Here is a 17961-nt window from a genome sequence, read left to right as displayed (position 1 = left end):
ATCGCGAGGTTAACTCGCTCCCACCGAGGTGGGAGGTGGTTTATCCACCGATTTGTGTGTAACTCCTAGATGGAAGGCGCCGTAGGCTTTTCCATTCTACAAAGGTTTGAAAAAGCTCCAAGCAATGAAACGACTTTTTTTGTTGCCTTGATCCATTTCAATCACTTTTACTTGCTCCGCGGAGACCTGTTTAAGCTGCTTTTGCAGTACTTTTATATTGTCTTTATTGGAGACAAGTGAGGTAAACCAATAAACTTGCTCTTTAAATTCGGTACTTTCTGAGATCATATCGAGCAAAAATCGTTTTTCTCCGCCTTCGCACCATAGCTCTTGCGCTTAACCGCCAAAGTTAAGTGCAGATTTAGGGGAGCGATTAAGGTTTTTCCATTTTCTTTTCGTACCTTTATGTGCTTCTTCTTCACTGGCATGAAACGGTGGATTACACATAGAGAAGTGAAATTGCTGATCAGCCTTTATAACGGATCTGAAGAAATGTTGAGACTGCTTTTGTTGAATGACCTTGACTGGGAGCTTGTTCAATTCAGCGATTGTTTTGGCGCATTTTATTGCTATTGGGTTGATATCACTGGCAACAAACCGCCAATTGTATTCTTTGGCGCCTAAAATTGGATAAATAAGATTTGCGCCTGTACCAACATCTAACCCTTGAACCTGTTCTGATAGCTTACTATCAACTAATAGATCGTTCAGTGCATGGATATAATCGGCCCTTCCCGGCACGGGCGGGCATAAAAACTGTGGCGGAATATCCCAAAATTCAATCTGATACTCGGTCTTCAGCAGGGCTTTGTTCAACAGCTTAACAGCATCAGGATTGGTAAAGTCAATGCTTTGTAATCCGTCTGGTTTATTGAATACAAATTCTTTTAGGGCGGGTTCAGCTGCGGTCAGCTTATCTATGTTATAGCCTGCACTATGTTTGTTTTTAGGGTGCACTGTGTTCTCGGATAAATAAAAATGATTATAACACTTTTACTTTGGTTCTTAAGCGTTGAAGAGTTTACTTACTAATTAATCAACTGGTACGATGAGGAAAGTGTTCGAAAACAAGAATAAAAAATGATAGATCAACAATCGTTGTTAATTGATATTGAGGATGGTCATCAGCTTCACCTTCGTTATATCGCAAAACCCAACAGTAACGGCCCTATTGTATTCTTTATGCACGGTGCTGTAGAGAATGGAAAAATCTTTTACACCGAGAGTAATAAAGGCTTAGCGCCTTTTCTTGCCGAACATGGATACCGATGTTTTGTTGGAGATTTAAGAGGGCGAGGTGGAAGTATTCCTCAGATCGACCCTGATGCGCACTATGGACAAACGGAGTCGATTCTTCACGAGATCCCTGAAATGCTGAATTTTATTGAGCAGTACGCAGGTAATAGGCCTGAATATTGGGTTGCGCACTCTTGGGGTGGCGTATTGATGAATAGTGTGCTGGCACGTTTTCCGAATGAAATTGCGCATGTAAAGGCATGCGTCTATTTTGGGTCTAAACGTAGCTTACATAACAAACATCCCAGTAAGTTGCTAAAAGCGAACTTAATTTGGTTTAACCTAGCCCACTATTTTTCCAAAAAGCACGGTTACTTGCCTGCAAAAAAACTGGGATGGGGGAGTGATGATGAATCTGTTAAGTCACATGCGCAAAGTGCCGATTGGGCTAAGAGGAACCCTTGGATAGACTCGGATGACGGTTTTGATTACGCCAAAGCACTACAACAAACTAAGTTGCCACCGACCTTACATATAGCGGGAGTAAAAGATAAGGCATTAGCACAGCCTGTTGATATTCAAGCATTTATAAATGAGTCGGGAAAGGGGATCCAAACGCTTAAGATTTATGGCAAAAAACATGGTCACAAACATGATTATGGGCACATTGATATGCTCACCCATAAACATGCCCGAGATGATCAATTTAAGGATTTGCTTGCGTGGTTTGAGCGTTTTGCTCAGGATTCATCATCGTCTCAATAAAAGTGTCGTAGCGCTGCCACCTTTCGAGTGGCGCCGTGCTAATTGGCTTTCTAACTTGAGCTTTACTTAATGTATGTACTGGCTTTTTAGACTTATGAAACGCTAAACACTCTGGCTCGTACTTTTGGTACATAAAGCCCAAGCAGCGCTTGATGGTTTTTTCGGGTTCAGCAATAAGCTGTTCATAGCTTAGCGTATAGATATTGTTTTTCATAAACGTCTTAAAGTGGGTCATTAAGTCGGACTGTGCTTGTGCATAAAGTGCAAACTCACTCAATGAACAAAAGTAAGGCTCATTCTCGGCAAAATGATTGCTATACACAGACCAAGCCGTTGCTTTAAGATTTCGAGTCAAGTGGATTATCTTGGCCTCTGGAAATAGCTTGTATATTAAGCCTAGATTTTGAAAGTTAGCAGGCAGTTTATTGATCACAACTTCTTCAGATACACGGTAACGTTTTATTTCATCAACATAGAGGATCCGACAATGATCTAGCATCGCATTGCTCAATTGATCCAAGCACGCTGGGAATGCCGAGTTATTGCGCATGCACAAGTAGGGCACGATTTGGTCGCTTATCACTGTGTTCTCACCTAGTGTACCAACGTGTGAGTGTTGGACCAGCATCTGCTCCAGTAGGGTAGACCCGGTGCGCGGAAGGCCAACAATAAATACCGGTATAAAAGTGGTTTTAACGATATCGCTTGGCCTATTAAAAAATGACTGACCACAATGTTGCTTAATCGACTCAAAAAATGGCAACATATCGCTGGTTCGAAACTCACTCAATAACAATTGCGTATCATTAGCTAGCGCAAAGTTTTCTTGTGCCGCATCGTAATCGCCTAAGCGCTCTTGGCATTTGGCTTTCGCATAATAAACCACGGTTTTGAGCCTTGGTGCTTCAAATTCATCTTCCAGTTTAGTCAGCATGGCTAAATAGTCTGGTAGCGCTGCTGGTTTTGACATTTGCACTAATTCATAGAGCATAAATGCAGTGACGGCGCCATGCGGACAGTCCAATCCAGCTTTAAAAACGTTTTCTGCTTGTTCAAGAAAGCCATAATCTAAGTAAAACTGTCCGAGCTGATAGTGAGCCTGGGCGTTATGCTTGGCAATACTTAAGGTATATTCGAGCACCGTCTTGGCATCGACAGGAGAGCCAACAGCTAAAAACGCATCTGCAAGGGCAAAAAGAGGTTCTAACATTTTTGGTAGATGTTCGCAGGCACGCTTTAAATAATAAATTGCATTGTCATATTGCTCTAAGCGCATGCAAATGCGACCTACGCCAAATAATGCAGCTCCATTGTTCGGAGATTGTTTTAAAACCGACTTATACATAAACTCGGCTTCGCGAAGCTTATTCTCTGCCAATAGCTCATTGGCTCGCTTTAATAACAACATTTTAATAATCGATTTTGTAAACTTAGCTATAGGATAAAAATAAAAAGGCGAAATAGCTAATGCTAGTTCGCCTTTGTTTCTGGGTTACAGTAAAAGTTAGAACGTATAAGTTGCTTTGACGTAGTAGAAACCACCATTGATACCATATGGTGAAGTTTCATAGTATTTGCCACCCCAGTTATTATTTGGGATGCCAGTCGCGTCGAAGAAGTCTAGTTCTTCTGCATCTTGGTCAAAGATATTGTTTGCACCAACAGACAAGCTGATTGAGTCAGTCGCATAGTAAGTTAGCTCAGCGTCAAAAGTGAACGTTGAGTCAGCTGTTTTTGCTGTCGCATCATAATCGACGTGAACGCCTTGATACTCACCAAAGTAGTTCATGCGAACAAAGCCTGAAAAGTTATCCCACTGCTGAGCCCACGTTAACGTACCTCTATGTTTAGGTAGGTCATTTTCTAGGCGAGATACTTTAAAATCACCCGTAATTGCAGAGAAGCGGTCAACTTCAGTCTCATTCCAGTTGTAAGCTGCACTGAAGGTTGCATAGCCACCTAGCATATCCATTGAGTAGTTACCTACTAAGTCGATACCTTGCGTTGTAGTATCAAAATCGTTAGTGAAGAAACTTACTTGTGCTAGGTTGTCTACGTTTGGCACCCCTGCTGCTTTCAGAGCAGCTTTATCATCTTGATCAAGCTCAATCTTTTCCGATTGGCTCAAACGGTCTGTTACTTCAATATTGTAGTAATCAAGTGTGATGAATAAGTCGCCCGAGCGATAAACAGCGCCTAACGTGTAACTTTCAGATTCTTCCGGTTGAAGCTCTGAACCACCTAATTGCAATGAAATCGGGTTTGTTGGAGGTAGCAGTGCTGAATCTACCAGTACACCACTACTTAGGTTTGTTTGTACGTTAGATACGTTGGCCTGACCAACGGTTGGTGCCCTAAAGCCTGTGCTCACAGAGCCACGTACCGAGAAGTCTTCAGTGACATGATACTGACCGGTGATCTTAAAGTTAGTAGTCGAGCCAAAAGTGTCGTAATCTTCGAAACGAAGGGCCCATCCCATCATAAAGTCTTCAGTAAACGGCGTTTCAATATCAACATAAGCTGCATAGTTACGGCGTGTGTATTCGCCGGCAGCTGAAGGTTTGAAGCCTGGGAATCCATTGGAACCAATGCCGAAGCCTTGTTCTGTCAGCGGGCCTGCAATGAATGAGGCTTCGTCACCAGCAAGAACTTCGAATGTTTCTTCATGCCATTCAAGACCCGCAGCAACATTCACATCATACGCTAAATCAAAATCATAGCCCTTTGATACATCAAAGTTAAAGTTCTTTTCTAACTGGATATATTTACCAGGACTGAAGTCCATCGGAGTATCTGGACCCATTGATGCGTTTACGGTATTGGTAATAAAGTATCTCGACTCGTTGCGGCCAACAGAGCCACTCAAGTCCCAGTATGCGCCGTCTAAGAAACCGTCTTTAAATTCACCTCTTACACCCATAGTTAAAGATGTATCTGTGATGTTACCACCAAAATTAGGCGTGAAGCCCGCTGGAAGTAATTGGTTGAAGGCGAAACAGTTGGCCGCATCTAATTGTCCCAATGCTGTTGGGTCTGGTAACCCATTTGCTTGGATCTCAACAATCGGACAGTCTAATTGTGCATCCAAACCACCGTCTAACGCACCCACAAGCACAGTTGGTGTTGCTGCATCCCATGCTGCTTGTTGATCCTCGTCTGTTGGGCTTCTTCTCATTGGCACGCCATTAACGAGCCTAATTGTACCGCCATAAACACCTGGACGAGTTGTTGGGTTACGATAATAGAAGCCGCCTTTAACATCTCGTTCTGAATAGTTACCGAACATGTAGAAGTGAGCGTTGTCTGTTACGTCAACTCCAACATTACCAAAAATGCTAATGTCGTCTTTGATTTCTGGTGCGCCCCAAATTTGTGCGGGATCCGCTACACCTTCTAAGCCTGCACCAGCAAATGCTGCTGCGTCTGGACGCTGTACACTGCGGCTTGTAGCATCGGCTTCTTTATACTGAAAGCTTAGGTTTGCAAAGCCATCATCGGTAAACGGTAAACCAATGTTTCCTTCGATAACGGTCGTATCGCCGTCACCCTCATAGTACTCACCTTGACGAACAGAGAAAGAACCCCCTTCGCTGGCGTCCTTAAGTACAAAGTTCATTACCCCGGCAATTGCATCAGAGCCGTATTGCGCTGCTGCACCATCACGAAGTACTTCAACTTGTTTCAAAGCAATACTAGGGATCACTGAAATATCAGGACCCTGAGCACCATCGTTGATACCGCCACCTAAAAATGCAATGACCGATGAGCGGTGACGACGTTTGCCATTTAATAAAATGAGCGTGCTGTCAGCGGGTAGGCCACGTAAGTTAGCCGGTCTTACTAAGGTTGCGGCATCACTGATTGGGTTGGCGTGTACGTTCAGTGAAGGAACGGAGCCTTTTAGGAGTTCCAGCATGTCAGAGCCTGCGGCCTTAGACATGTCTTCTGCACCAATGATATCGATAGGCACCGGTGATTCGCCAACAGAGCGAGGCGCTGCCCTTGAACCAACGACGGCGATTTTTTCGATTTTCTCATCTGCTTTAGGTTGTTCGGCCTCTTCAGCCATTGCGGTTGTTGTAAGAAGTGAAGTAGTTGCTGCTGAAGCTAGCGCAAGGCGAATTGCACGGCGCAGCGTGTTACTTTTTTGTCTCATCCTGTTTCCCCAGTTGATTGTTGTTGTCATACCAATAAAAAGGTCATTTATAATATTTTTACCTTTAATACACATATAATTTAATTTGCTATGTGTTGGCAAGCGCTTTTTTAAAATTAGCAGTGATTTTTGAAACTGCAACTTTTCCAATAACTTTTTGTTTAGTTTAGAAAGAATATAAAAATGGAGAGGGTAAGCTATTGTTAGAAATGATTTTTTAGCTTGCTCAGGTACTTTTTTGAGCAAATGCCAATTTGTTTGAAATCTTTAGAAACACAATTTCGCTTAAAAATAGGAAAGAGCACTATTGTATTTTTGTAGATTATTTGAATAGGTATAGCACTAATACTTTACGTTGAGCTAGATGGTAAGTGTTTGTATGTGCATTTTGCCGTTTTGTCGGAGAAAGGGCTGTTTTAGTAAGTTCATGCTTTATCAATTTGTAAAGCGTGCATTTTGTACCAATGGCTAATAGCTAAAAGAGTCAAAACTTTGATAGACTCAAGGTAACACTACTTTTGAGTTAATGAATGAAACTGATCAAAGTTGTCCATAAAGCACCGATGCGCGTTGCTCGGATCAGTAAACGTCGACAGCAAATTAGGCTACGTCGAGCAATGATTGCACTCAAGTGCGCCCTTGAGCAGGAGAAGCAAGAAACCAAGGAGATGCTTGAAATCTACAAGCGCTACACTTTGGGTCGGGCGGAAAAGACCGAGCTCAAGACTGCTAATGCGCAACTTGTTGATATTTTAAAAGGCTTAGGCTTGGGTGTGTTTGCAATACTGCCTTTTGCGCCGATCACTATTCCCATCATCGTCAAAGTGGGTCATTTAGTCGGAGTTGATGTGCTACCAAGTTCATTCAACCTGAAAAAAAAGCCAACAGACACCAAGAATTCGTGAATTTTCCTTTTAGCCTTGTTAGTCTAAGCAAGAACATTATAAATTTGAGGCCTACATGAACAATCTAGTCGTTCACTCTTCTATGGGTACACCCATTTCTATTTTCTCCGCGACAGACCTTGCATCGTGGCAAGCAAAACAATCAGAAACCGTTCAACTATTTGTTAAAACGGCACAACTTCAGTCACAAAAAACCATCGTTATTCCCGCTTTGGAGTCTGATGAGGTTGAGCGAGTTATCGTTTTGGTTGAAGAAGATGCCGACTTTTGGGCTTTAGGCGATCTAGCAAAACAGTTACCTAAAGGCACGTATACGCTAGACGTTGCTAAAGAACAAGTTGAAAGCAATGCCATTGCCTTTTTACTCGGTGCATACCAGTTTTCAGCCTATAAAGACCTTACTCCTATTGTTGCTAAACTGGCGATTGCCGATGAGCAGACGTATCACAAAGTTAAGGCTGCAGTTGAATCAATTAACCTTGCTCGTGACTTGGTAAATACACCTGCCGCAGATATGATGCCGCAGCATATGGCTGAGGTAATGGAAGAGCTTGCAGAGCAATATGGTGCTGATTTTGAACAAATCGTTGGCGATGAGCTACTAGAGCAAAATTATCCGACTATTCATATGGTTGGTCGTGCAAGCGACAATGCCCCTCGATTATTAGATTTACGCTGGGGCGATGATAAACACCCTAAGCTGACTCTCGTAGGTAAAGGCGTATGCTTTGACTCTGGTGGGCTCGATCTAAAACCTGCGTCTGGTATGCGTAACATGAAAAAGGACATGGGCGGTGCCGCACATGTTATTGCACTTGCGAATATGGTGATGGCTGCAAAGCTACCGGTTCGATTGCGTGTACTGATCCCTGCGGTTGAGAATGCGGTTTCACGTAATGCGTTCAGACCGGGTGACGTGATCAAAACGCGTAAAGGGATCACAGTTGAAATAGATAACACCGATGCCGAAGGGCGCTTAGTACTATGTGATGCATTAGCTGAAGCTCAAACGGAATCTCCAGCGCTCTTGGTTGATTTCGCTACCTTGACCGGCGCATGTCGCATTGCATTAGGTACGGAGTTACCCGGTTTTTATTCAACGGATCAAAAAATCGCTTCAGAACTAATGGAAATAGGCCTAAACAATGCGGATCCAATTTGGCAGCTACCGCTATTTGATCAATACAAGGCATTGTTTAAGAGCGATGTAGCCGATATTGCAAACTGTGGTTCAACGCCATTTGGTGGTTCTATTACAGCGGCACTTTATTTAAAAGAGTTTGTTGAGCCTAAGACGACTCCTTGGCTTCACTTTGATGTGATGGCGTGGAACTTAAGAGCACTGCCAGGAAGACCTGTAGGTGGTGAGGCTCTTGGGCTAAGAACTATGTTTAGCTATCTTGAGAAGAAATTTAGCTAAAGATTTTATCAAAAGCCCAGCGATGATTAATCTGCTGGGCTTTTATTTAGCCGTTATTCGGCGCTTTTCTCTGGAATATTTTCCAAGATCCCTTTCATTTGTTGCCAGTACAAACCAACACTTGCAATCTCGACTTTTTCTTCAGGCGAGTGCGGGAACTTAATGGTGGGACCAAAAGAAATCATGTCCATATTTGGATACGGCTCCTTAAAGAGACCACACTCTAAGCCTGCGTGTATCACCATAATATGGGGCTTTTCACCATAGATTGACTCATACATATCACGGAATATCGCGAGTACTTGAGAGTTAGGATCTGGCTTCCAACCCGGGTAAGCACCGCTAAACTCGATGTTGGCAGCGGTAAGTTCGGCAAGCGAGCGCAGCATACCTTCGACATCGCTTCGGCCAGAATCAATCAGGGAACGGATCAGGCACAGTACTTCAAGGTTATCAGCTGAAGTTGAAATGACACCCATATTAAGGGACGTTTCAACAACCCCTTGAATATCATCGCTCATACGAATAACGCCATTTGGACATGCGTTGAGTAGCGCCAATACTTTGCTTTGGCTTTGCGCTGTCATTGCCAAATCGTGTTTATCTACCGTACTGAGCGCAAAGGTGATTCCTGTTTCAATGGCACTAAGTTCTTGTTTTACTGTGGTTTCATATTGCTCAATCAGAGACTGAAGTTGGTCAATTTTACTACTGTCAAAGCTCACCGTCGCATAAGCTTCACGAGGGATTGCATTACGCAAGGAGCCACCTTTGATGGCTATCAGTTTAAGGTCAAAATCTCCAATGTGGTGCTTTAAAAGTCTTGCCAAAAGCTTGTTGGCATTTGCGCGGCCGGTATGTATATCAACGCCTGAATGTCCGCCGCGTAGGCCCTTAAGCGAGAGCTCAAATACTTGGTGGTGTGCTGGGATTGCTTCACGTTCAAGGGGGAGCGTGATTGAGGCGTCAACACCGCCGGCACAACCCATGTAGATCTCGCCTTCTTGCTCGGAGTCGGTATTGAGTAAGATTTCACCTTCTAGCCAACCAGACTCTAAGCCAAAAGCACCACTCATCCCCGCTTCTTCATCAACCGTTAGCAATACTTCAAGTGGGCCGTGTTTGATGTCGTCAGAGTCCAGTACGGCAAGGCAAGATGCCATACCAATACCGTTATCTGCGCCGAGTGTGGTGCCCGTTGCTGTTACCCAACCATTATCAACGAATGGTTTAATTGGATCGTTGGCAAAGTCATGGTCGGTATCATCATTTTTCTGTGGCACCATATCGATATGTGCTTGTAGTACAACAGGCTTTCGATTTTCCATGCCTGGGGTAGCCGGTTTTTTAATAAAAACGTTACCCGTTTCGTCGCGACGAACCGCTAGGTTTTTACTGTTAGCCCACTCAACAATAAAGCCAGCTAATGCTTCTTCGTGTTTTGATGGGTGAGGAATGGCACAAATTTGGTCAAAGAATTTCCAAATGGCTTGAGGTTCTAATTGACTGATCTCGTTATGCGCTTTAAGCACCGTAAACTCCTTGGGTGAGAGATAATAATGTAACAATATTACCACTCACCGAAGGATAAGATCGAGTCATTAACCTTAACTTTAGTTAAGGAACGCCCGTGTAGTATAAAAGCTGCGCAATTATTGGGCTTTGTACCCATTGTATTTAGTACGCCTGCTATTTTGAAGTGGGGAAATAACAGGCGCACCGTGCTTGCCCAAGATAAATATATCCAAATAGGCAAGGCAAAAATGTTGCTGGTCTATTGCAAGCAAATTTAACGCAGGAAAAAGGGATAACAGCTGCAAGAGAAGCAGTTGTTATCCCGAGTTCAGGTTATTTTATTGTCCTAAATAAGAAGTTTTTATGGTGCTAATATGTTATTGCACCCTTCAAATTGATTAGGGAAGTAAATTAATTGGTATTACTTACCGCCACGGCAGGTGCAATTAACTCAAGACCGGTTTTATCGCAAGCGGGTAAGCAGGCGTTAGAGGTTGCGATTGGCGTGACCCTTTCTCCCCATTTTAAATAGCTGGCTGCCCAAGTAAGGCCTGCCCCAAATGCCGCAGACATTATATTAGCGTGCGGTTGGATTAAGCCATTCTCAACAGCTTCACAAAGCGCAATTGCAATCGTTGCAGCAGAAGTGTTGCCATACTTATCGATATTCACCATTACCTTATCGTCAGCAATTTCTAATCGATTTTGAATCGCTTGAATAATACGCAGATTTGCTTGGTGAGGGATGAGCACATCAATATCATCCAAAGAAAGCGAGGCTTGCGTTAATACGTCATCGCACGCTTCACTCATGCCTTTTACCGCACGTTTAAAGATCTCTCTACCTTCAAAAGACAGATCCGACGGTCCAGTACCTGCACAGCGGTCCATATCGGTGCCATAATTTGGAATGTGTAGAATACTGCGATCTGAGCTATCGCAACCGGTTTTAGTGCCAAGTAGGCCGGCTGGTTCATCGCTCGCTTCGAGCACTACGGCACCAGCACCGTCACCAAATAATACGGCACTATCGCGCTTGGCCCAGTTAACATACCAAGTCATACGCTCAGCGGCGACAACAACGGCCTTTTTGATCATACCTGCTTGGATCTGTGCAGTGGCATTTTGTAAAGCGTATAAAAAGCCTGAACATGCGGCATTGGTGTCGCATGCAGCAGCGCCAACCGCACCAATATTCTTCTGCACTAAAGAAGCGGTATTGGCGACCATAGTTGAAGGCGTACAAGTTGCAAGTAGTACGAGATCAATATCTTTGCCATCAAGACCTGCACAGGCTAATGCATGTTGGCTGGCAACCGTTGCAAGCTCTGCGGTGCTAACGTGGCTAACGCGTCTGGATTTGATCCCTGTTCTTGTACTGATCCACTCGTCGTTTGTGTCAACGACAGTGCTAATTTCATCATTGCTGATACTGGCTGGTGGAATACATTTACCCCAGCCTGTGATTTTTGCATAAACCATAGTGTCTCTTAATCTAATCCGACCAGTTGGCCAATCTTTTCTTTATACCAAATCCTTCACGGTATTGCCATAAAAGCGAAGCAGTCCATGATTTTCTGGACATTCACTGATTTTGATCAGGGCCATTACTACTAAATATAGGTATAATTTGGCCATCTTTGCTAGAAATTGTGTCTTCTTATGAAAATAGCGTTTTCCCCAAGCTCTGCATTAGGGCAACTGTTGCTGTTACGCTCAGTCGCTATTGTGATCCAAATCCTCATGTTAATGATCGCCGCATTGGTATTTGGTAAACAGTTTGATTTTGTTGCTGTGGTTGGCGTTGTCGCTGCGGAGTCGGTTTTTCAGCTTTTAAGTATTTATGCATACCGAAACACCAAAGAAGCTGCACCCATTGGCATGACCATGCAGCTATTGGCTGATATTTTATTTCTCACTATTTTGCTCGACCTAACTGGTGGCGCAACCAATGCGTTTGTATCTTTATTGGTATTGCCAACGGTGATTGCCGCAGTGACTATTCCCACCATCAATATGCTAATGGTATCGGCGAGCGCTATTGGGGCTTACAGCTATTTGTATGTCAAGATGTCTCATGAACATGTACACCATATGGATATGTCGACACACCTACTTGGCATGTTGGTCAATTTTACTTTTACCATCATCGTAGTGGCTACCGTTGTGAGTCTTTTGGTCAAACAAAATCGCAAAAAAGAGCGTGCGATAGCAGCCCTCAGAGAGCAGCAATTGCAGCAGGAGCAGCTCATTGCACTTGGTAGTGCAGCGGCACAAGCAACCCATCAACTGGCGACACCCATCGCACACTTGGCGCTGCTGCATGAAGAGTTAGAGGAGTCTTATCCGAATGACCCTGGTGTTCAAGAGATGTCTACTCCTTTGGGAAAGTGCAAAGAGCAGCTCGACGTTTTTAGAGAATTTACCGAATACTTAAAGTCGGCATCGAAACAAGCAATGTCAATAACTCAGTTTGCAGAGCAGCTTAAGGGGTTAGCTAATTTGCAGTTTCCGCAGCAGCACTTTAAGTTTGATTTGCATGGACTGGATGGGGCTGTGTGCGACGACCCCATGCTCACCCCCTCGATATTAAACCTGATAAGTAACGGTGTAAGAGCAAACGAAGCATCTGGAAAGTCTGAGATAAAGGTAAGTATTAGCTCACTCTCTACTCATCATGTTATCACCATCTTAGACAGTGGTATTGGGATCGATGAAAAGAGACTCAAGCAGCTTGGTCACCAAGTGGTCTCTAGCGAGTCGGGGTTAGGAATGGCAGTATTATTAAGCCACGCCACCATTGAGCGTCTTGGTGGGCAGCTAGCAATAGAAAATAACAACACGGGTGGCACTAAGTGTACGATTACATTACCAAAGGTGAGCGATGAAACTACTGTTAGTTGAAGATGATGTGCCCTATGCACAAACCCTAATACGACGTTTAGAAAAGCAGGGCCTAACTGTTGAGCATGTCACTTCTATCGAAGCCATGTTGACGGTGATGCAACAAACTGATTTTAGTTATTTTTTACTTGATATGAAGTTAGGGGATGTCAACGCGGTTAATTTTATTGCGCAGATCAAGCAGCATAGCCCTCATTCACGAGTTGTGCTACTTACAGGCTATGCCAGCATAGCCACGGCAGTAGAGGCAATAAAGTTAGGTGCAGATGACTATTTAACAAAACCTGCGAGTACGAGTCTAATTGTGCAGACCTTATTGGGAGAAAAAGCCGAGTATATTGAAGAGGAAGTAATGTCGCCAGAAAGGCTTGAGTGGGAACACATTCAGCAGGTCCTTAAGGCCAATGACGGTAATATTTCCGAAACAGCTCGACAGTTGAACATGCACCGCAGAACACTGCAACGGAAATTACAAAAGAAACCTGTTTATAAGTAGGTTTTCACATATACTGATTATTAACTAAAACGAAATATGCTGAGTCAGTCGATGATACTCTCATTTGAAGCATTAAACCTCTGGTCTATTCTGCTTGCTGCACTCTCCTCATTTATGTTGGGCGGGATCTGGTATTCGCCAATATTATTCCAAAAAACATGGATGGAAGGGTGTGGACTTACTGAATTAGACCTACAATCCAGCGATCCGAAAATGACCTTTGGTGTGGCATTTGTTTTATCCTTGTTGTCTGCCTTATTTATGGCCGTCATTCTAGACTTATCGGTTTCGTTATTTCAGGCAACCGCTACAGGAGCTGGGATCGGCTTATTCTTTGTGGCTTGTGCCTTGGGGATCAGTTATATCTTTGAGCAACGGCCTTTGAAGCTGTTTTTGGTCAATGGTGGCTATCATGTGTTACAGTTTACCCTTATCGCATTTGTATTGAGGAGCATGAGTTAGCAGGATATGGCAAAGCCAAATAAAAAGGGTCCCGTTAGAACCGTCGATATCTTCTGTGCTGGCTGTAAACAGCAGCTGTTTAAGTACCGTAAAGGTGGCAAAGGAAGCTTGGTCAAGTGCTTTAAAGAACGCATAAGCCAAGATTTTACAGTAGATCAAATGAACTGTCCGAACTGTGAACAGGCATTTGCTCGAGATACATTGATCAGAGGGGCACCGGCCCTAAAAATCATCGGTGGCAAAGTAACATTCAAATAACTCGCTCAGCATCGTCAATATTCTTTCATCAGGACAGACAAATGTCCTGTCTTGAATTTTCCAGTTTGCTACTATCTCGCCGTTTGTCTTTGCTGTTTCAATGAATGAAAGCGACCCTTCCCACGGAATTGGGCCAGCCTATTGGGTCTTGCAAAATGGAAAAAACATGATCGATTTATTGTTCGATATTATAGGTATGAGCGGTACTTTCCTTGTGGTAGGTGCATTCTTTATGTTGCAACTTGAGAAAGCGTCACCTGAGAGTTTGACATACAATCTGATGAACTTAACAGGCGCGATTCTGCTGCTCATTAGTCTTTGCTATAACTTTAACTTAGCAAGCTTTGTCATTGAGCTATTCTGGATAGCGGCATCGTTAATTGGATTGTTTAAGTATTTCAAAGCGAGAAAGCTGGCAGCAGTATAAAAGAAAAGACTAATCAAAAACTTGCGTAGTGGCAAAGAGCAAGTATTATTAAGCTAATCAGATGCTGCTACGTAGGTTAGATGGGTCTAACGCTACGAGTGACGTGTGGGAACATAGAGCTCGTATTATATGAATAAATCAAGTGCCTTACTCAAAGTTGCGCTTTTAATAACGCCTTTTACTGTTACTGCTGGATCAGAACCGGCAGACTCTGATCTTTATCAGCTCTCGTTTGAAGAGCTGCTCAATGTTAATGTCTCCATTGCCACTAAAACCGATGAAACACGGGCTTCCGTTCCATCCAGCATCACCGTTTTTAACTCGGAGCAGATCAATAGCCTAGGGGTTGATAATGTTTATGACCTCATGAACTTTGTACCTGGGTTTCAATCCACTCGAGGCGATTGGGTTGGCGCGGTGCCAAAAGAACATACGCGCGGTGTATATTTAGACACCGGACATGTGTTAGTGATGATTGATGGGCAAAGACTTAATGAGTCCTCTTTTGGTAAAGCTTCAGTCTATACGCCATTTATACCCGTTGAAATTATTGACAAAGTTGAGTTTATTAGAGGCCCTGGCTCTGCGCTTTATGGTAGTAATGCCTTTCTTGGAGTGATGAATGTTATTACCAAAAAGCAAAGTAACCAGCTCTTTGCTGGATATGGTGAGCATGGGAGCGTGCAAGCCGCTATTAATCTAGCTAAACAAGTATCGGATGAAACTCGGGTGTATGCTAATGTCGCATTTAACAAGCGCGCTGGTGATAGCTACTTTGGTGGGGCCGTGGATGATCCGCTGGAGTCAATTTTTGCTGCTGTGGGAGGCAGTTATAAAGCCCTGAGTTGGCAACTAAGATATAACCGTACTCACCTTGATGAGTTTTTAAACCTCTCCCGTTACTCTCCTGAAAATGAGCATAAAAGCGAAAATTACGCAGCAACGCTCGAGTACCTTTGGCAACTGACCGAGCAATTAGCGTTAACGCATAAATTGAGCTTTATTGAACATAATATTGAAAGTGCAGGGCTGATTGTTACGGCAGACGAAATTGGGATAACACAGGGTGGGGACTTTTTAGTCGGTCCAGCTTGGCAATCAAGAGACTTGACCTACAACCTAGATGGTGACTATCAGCAAAGTGATAAATCACATTGGAACTTTGGATTTGAGTTATCACAAGAGGAGCAAAGTAAAGCCGGGGTTAGAACCACGTATTACGATCAAACCGTTGGCGATATTGTGATTTATAATCGTAACTATCTAGGTGGTATTCAAACGATCACTGAGTATTCGCCATTTTATCCTTTGCTTCAAGATTTCGACTCTTACGCAGCTTATGTTCAGGCAAAGTATCAATTTAGCAAACAGCTTAGTATGTTCGCTGGTGTTCGCTATGATGAAGTTAAAGAGATAGATGAAAAGCTCTCACCAAGGCTGGCTTTTGTTTATAGTTATGATGACAACAACACCTTTAAATTACAGTACGGAGAGTCTTTTCGTACACCCGTGAGCAATGAATTAAACTCTAATGATGACGTTACAAAAGGCAATTCAGCACTGACGTCGGAGTATGTCAAAACCACAGAGTTGGTATGGCACTACCAAGATCAGAGTAAGCAATTTGATGTGGTGTTGTTTGACAACCAATTGGCTGATTTTATCAATTTAGTACCAATTGCTGATGAACAAGCTGAGTTTACCTTCGATAATGTATTCGAAACCAGTATGCAAGGCATTGAAGTTAATACTAATATTAACCTCAGTGACGCAACGTGGCTGCAAGGAGCATACACTCAGTTATTTGATGAGCCGTTAAATGGCAGTTTTAAGAAGTTTGCTGCTTTAGCTATCACCCACAAGGTAGATAAATGGGAATTGACGCTAAATGCAATTTGGCGTGACAAAACCTATGTTCCTGCCCCTGAAAACACCCAGATCACCGCATTTTCGCAAAATAGCTACTATTTATTGGGGGCGACATTAGCATGGCAGTGGCAACCTGATCTGGTAGTGCAGCTCAAAGCCGAAAACCTAAGCGACAAAAAGCACGTGGTGTTTGACCCAAGATTATTCGATGGCAGAGTACCGCAGCAGGGAAGAAATTTGCGCTTGCAGATTAAGAAATCATTTTAAATAATCCCCTTGTAAAAGAAATGGAAAGGGATGGTGTGTGAGCATAAATACTGAATTAATTGATAAGCTAAGCGCACAGGTCAAAAAGAAGCAAACCGCTCAAGAGCCTTTATTAGTTGGTGTGAGTGGGGTTCAAGGTGCTGGTAAATCAACCTTAAGCCAACAGCTATCAAAGCGACTGCAGCAAGATGGTATATCGTGTGAGTGTGTGTCGCTGGACGACTTTTACTTAGACCCCCAAGCGCGAGCTCAATTGGCGGAGCAATATCACCCACTGTTTAAACAAAGAGGCTTGCCCGGCACCCATGATCTTGCGTTACTTGATACTGTATTAACGCAATTGAGGGCTGGGAAAGCGTTCTCTCTTCCCGTTTTTGATAAATCCATAGACAAAAAACTACCGCCATCGCAGTGGCGAAAGGTTGAAGCCGAGCTGTCGGTGTTAATTCTTGAAGGCTGGTGCCTTGGTATTGGTGCACAGCCAGCATCATTATTGACTCAACCAGTCAATGCATATGAGCGTCAGCAAGATAAAGACGCCTCGTTTCGCAAGGTAGTGAATCAATTTTTACAACAATACTACCAACCGCGATTCGCGCAAATAGATTATCTTGTTTATCTCAACGGAATGGATTTTGACCGAGTATTTCGTTGGCGCCTAGAGCAAGAACATCAGCTTATCAAAACTCGAGGCCGGGGAATGAGCGATGAACAAGTTAAACAATTTATTCAACCATTCCAGCGGCTTTCTGAGTGGGGAATGCAATACTTAGCCGATGCCGCGGATACCCTGGTATGCCTAGGAGAGGCAAGGGAAGTGGTGAATGTAAAACACAGAGCCGCTGACTAGGTTTGATCCAGCGTTTTTTGATTTATATTCTACGATTTTTTATCAATATCGTGACCGCAGTTGTAACAGTTCGCTGATGGTAAACGGTATTTGTAAAACCCTAGCATTATTTGGTTTCGTAAACACTTTGGGCAGGTATAACGCAACGATTTGATAACTAATATCATACCAAAGAGCATGCTACCGACATACAGGGGGCTAACAAAAAAGTCATTAGCTGTTGTAAGTTGGAATTGGAAGCCTATGATAGATAACACTAACAAACCCAGATATATTTTAAACAGAACACTCCGCTTCAATTTAACCTCTCTCACCATAGCCTCATTTACAGTGACATTTTGATAAATGTGGTTAAGGTTAACTTAATTAACTTTGGCTTTATCATGCCTGCATAGCAGGCCAAGGTAGCCATTCCGTTGCGTCAGATATAC

14 protein-coding genes and 1 pseudogene are annotated in these 17961 nt (G+C 43.3%); 10 read left to right on the top strand and 5 right to left on the bottom strand.

The features are described from left to right. Positions 1-96 precede the first annotated feature (96 nt). Positions 97-957, bottom strand: a pseudogene (gene rlmF, locus CEX98_RS21735) (23S rRNA (adenine(1618)-N(6))-methyltransferase RlmF). A 123-nt stretch (positions 958-1080) separates the two neighbouring features. On the opposite strand from rlmF, the gene CEX98_RS21730 reads away from it, so the two are divergent. Beyond that, the gene (locus CEX98_RS21730; protein WP_099644077.1) at positions 1081-2001 is read left to right on the top strand and encodes an alpha/beta fold hydrolase; all 921 of its coding nucleotides are present in this window, start codon (positions 1081-1083) and stop codon (positions 1999-2001) included. On the opposite strand, the gene CEX98_RS21725 is transcribed toward CEX98_RS21730, so the two are convergent. Together CEX98_RS21725 and CEX98_RS21720 are read right to left on the bottom strand one after the other, a co-directional pair. Then, entirely contained in the window at positions 1943-3409 is a 1467-nt protein-coding gene (locus CEX98_RS21725) for a tetratricopeptide repeat-containing sulfotransferase family protein (protein ID WP_099644076.1), read from the bottom strand. The two genes, CEX98_RS21730 and CEX98_RS21725, sit on opposite strands and share 59 nt — an antisense overlap. A 96-nt stretch (positions 3410-3505) precedes the next feature. Further along, positions 3506-6157 (bottom strand): TonB-dependent receptor plug domain-containing protein, encoded by a 2652-nt coding sequence (locus CEX98_RS21720; RefSeq protein WP_099644075.1) that lies wholly within the window; start codon positions 6155-6157, stop codon positions 3506-3508. Positions 6158-6687: 530 nt separating this feature from the next. Here CEX98_RS21720 and CEX98_RS21710 point away from each other — a divergent pair. Together CEX98_RS21710 and CEX98_RS21705 are read left to right on the top strand one after the other, a co-directional pair. Beyond that, on the top strand, positions 6688-7062 hold the full coding sequence (locus tag CEX98_RS21710; RefSeq protein WP_099644074.1) for a hypothetical protein: 375 nt from the start codon (positions 6688-6690) through the stop codon (positions 7060-7062). Positions 7063-7117: 55 nt separating this feature from the next. Next, complete coding sequence (locus CEX98_RS21705) at positions 7118-8482, top strand: leucyl aminopeptidase family protein (RefSeq protein ID WP_099644073.1); 1365 nt, start codon at positions 7118-7120, stop codon at positions 8480-8482. A gap of 53 nt (positions 8483-8535) precedes the next feature. Here the strand turns inward: CEX98_RS21705 and CEX98_RS21700 are convergent, their stop codons facing one another. Both CEX98_RS21700 and CEX98_RS21695 read right to left on the bottom strand, forming a co-directional pair. Continuing rightward, entirely contained in the window at positions 8536-10014 is a 1479-nt protein-coding gene (locus CEX98_RS21700) for an aminoacyl-histidine dipeptidase (protein WP_099644072.1), read from the bottom strand. A gap of 394 nt (positions 10015-10408) precedes the next feature. Further along, a complete protein-coding gene (locus CEX98_RS21695; RefSeq protein WP_099644071.1) occupies positions 10409-11479 on the bottom strand; it encodes a ketoacyl-ACP synthase III in 1071 nt (356 codons plus the stop codon). A gap of 180 nt (positions 11480-11659) precedes the next feature. Between CEX98_RS21695 and CEX98_RS21690 the strand changes: the two genes are divergently transcribed. The 7 genes from CEX98_RS21690 (at position 11660) to CEX98_RS21660 (ending at position 17530) form a co-directional block, all read left to right on the top strand. Further along, positions 11660-12901: a sensor histidine kinase gene (locus tag CEX98_RS21690; protein WP_099644070.1), complete on the top strand. Its 1242-nt coding sequence runs from the start codon at positions 11660-11662 to the stop codon at positions 12899-12901. After that, on the top strand, positions 12882-13397 hold the full coding sequence (locus CEX98_RS21685; RefSeq protein WP_099644069.1) for a response regulator transcription factor: 516 nt from the start codon (positions 12882-12884) through the stop codon (positions 13395-13397). The genes CEX98_RS21690 and CEX98_RS21685 overlap by 20 nt, the downstream gene beginning before the upstream one ends. A gap of 51 nt (positions 13398-13448) precedes the next feature. Beyond that, positions 13449-13859 carry a DUF1761 domain-containing protein gene (locus CEX98_RS21680; protein ID WP_099644080.1) on the top strand — a complete coding sequence of 137 codons (411 nt, stop codon included), beginning with the start codon at positions 13449-13451 and terminating at the stop codon, positions 13857-13859. A gap of 6 nt (positions 13860-13865) precedes the next feature. Then, positions 13866-14117, top strand: a complete 252-nt coding sequence (locus CEX98_RS21675; protein ID WP_099644068.1) for a hypothetical protein — start codon at positions 13866-13868, stop codon at positions 14115-14117. A gap of 166 nt (positions 14118-14283) precedes the next feature. Further along, a complete protein-coding gene (locus tag CEX98_RS21670) occupies positions 14284-14544 on the top strand; it encodes a CBU_0592 family membrane protein (RefSeq protein WP_099644067.1) in 261 nt (86 codons plus the stop codon). 129 nt (positions 14545-14673) lie between these two features. Beyond that, positions 14674-16680 (top strand): TonB-dependent receptor plug domain-containing protein, encoded by a 2007-nt coding sequence (locus tag CEX98_RS21665; protein ID WP_099644066.1) that lies wholly within the window; start codon positions 14674-14676, stop codon positions 16678-16680. A 37-nt stretch (positions 16681-16717) separates the two neighbouring features. Further along, the gene (locus tag CEX98_RS21660; protein ID WP_242441783.1) at positions 16718-17530 is read left to right on the top strand and encodes a kinase; all 813 of its coding nucleotides are present in this window, start codon (positions 16718-16720) and stop codon (positions 17528-17530) included. Positions 17531-17961: the final 431 nt, after the last annotated feature.

Origin of the sequence: Pseudoalteromonas piscicida, from assembly GCF_002744175.1 — a bacterium.
In the GTDB taxonomy this organism is placed as follows: domain Bacteria; phylum Pseudomonadota; class Gammaproteobacteria; order Enterobacterales; family Alteromonadaceae; genus Pseudoalteromonas; species Pseudoalteromonas piscicida_B.
This window is presented reverse-complemented; position numbering and strand designations above follow the sequence as displayed.

What these genes read in the sequence shown, in the direction of transcription:
- CEX98_RS21730 (WP_099644077.1), top strand. Translation starts at nt 1,081, where the DNA reads ATGATAGATCAACAATCGTTGTTAATTGATATTGAGGATGGTCATCAG.
- CEX98_RS21725 (WP_099644076.1), bottom strand. Translation starts at nt 3,409, where the DNA reads ATGTTGTTATTAAAGCGAGCCAATGAGCTATTGGCAGAGAATAAGCTT.
- CEX98_RS21720 (WP_099644075.1), bottom strand. Translation starts at nt 6,157, where the DNA reads ATGAGACAAAAAAGTAACACGCTGCGCCGTGCAATTCGCCTTGCGCTA.
- CEX98_RS21710 (WP_099644074.1), top strand. Translation starts at nt 6,688, where the DNA reads ATGAAACTGATCAAAGTTGTCCATAAAGCACCGATGCGCGTTGCTCGG.
- CEX98_RS21705 (WP_099644073.1), top strand. Translation starts at nt 7,118, where the DNA reads ATGAACAATCTAGTCGTTCACTCTTCTATGGGTACACCCATTTCTATT.
- CEX98_RS21695 (WP_099644071.1), bottom strand. Translation starts at nt 11,479, where the DNA reads ATGGTTTATGCAAAAATCACAGGCTGGGGTAAATGTATTCCACCAGCC.
- CEX98_RS21690 (WP_099644070.1), top strand. Translation starts at nt 11,660, where the DNA reads ATGAAAATAGCGTTTTCCCCAAGCTCTGCATTAGGGCAACTGTTGCTG.
- CEX98_RS21685 (WP_099644069.1), top strand. Translation starts at nt 12,882, where the DNA reads ATGAAACTACTGTTAGTTGAAGATGATGTGCCCTATGCACAAACCCTA.
- CEX98_RS21680 (WP_099644080.1), top strand. Translation starts at nt 13,449, where the DNA reads ATGATACTCTCATTTGAAGCATTAAACCTCTGGTCTATTCTGCTTGCT.
- CEX98_RS21675 (WP_099644068.1), top strand. Translation starts at nt 13,866, where the DNA reads ATGGCAAAGCCAAATAAAAAGGGTCCCGTTAGAACCGTCGATATCTTC.
- CEX98_RS21670 (WP_099644067.1), top strand. Translation starts at nt 14,284, where the DNA reads ATGATCGATTTATTGTTCGATATTATAGGTATGAGCGGTACTTTCCTT.
- CEX98_RS21665 (WP_099644066.1), top strand. Translation starts at nt 14,674, where the DNA reads ATGAATAAATCAAGTGCCTTACTCAAAGTTGCGCTTTTAATAACGCCT.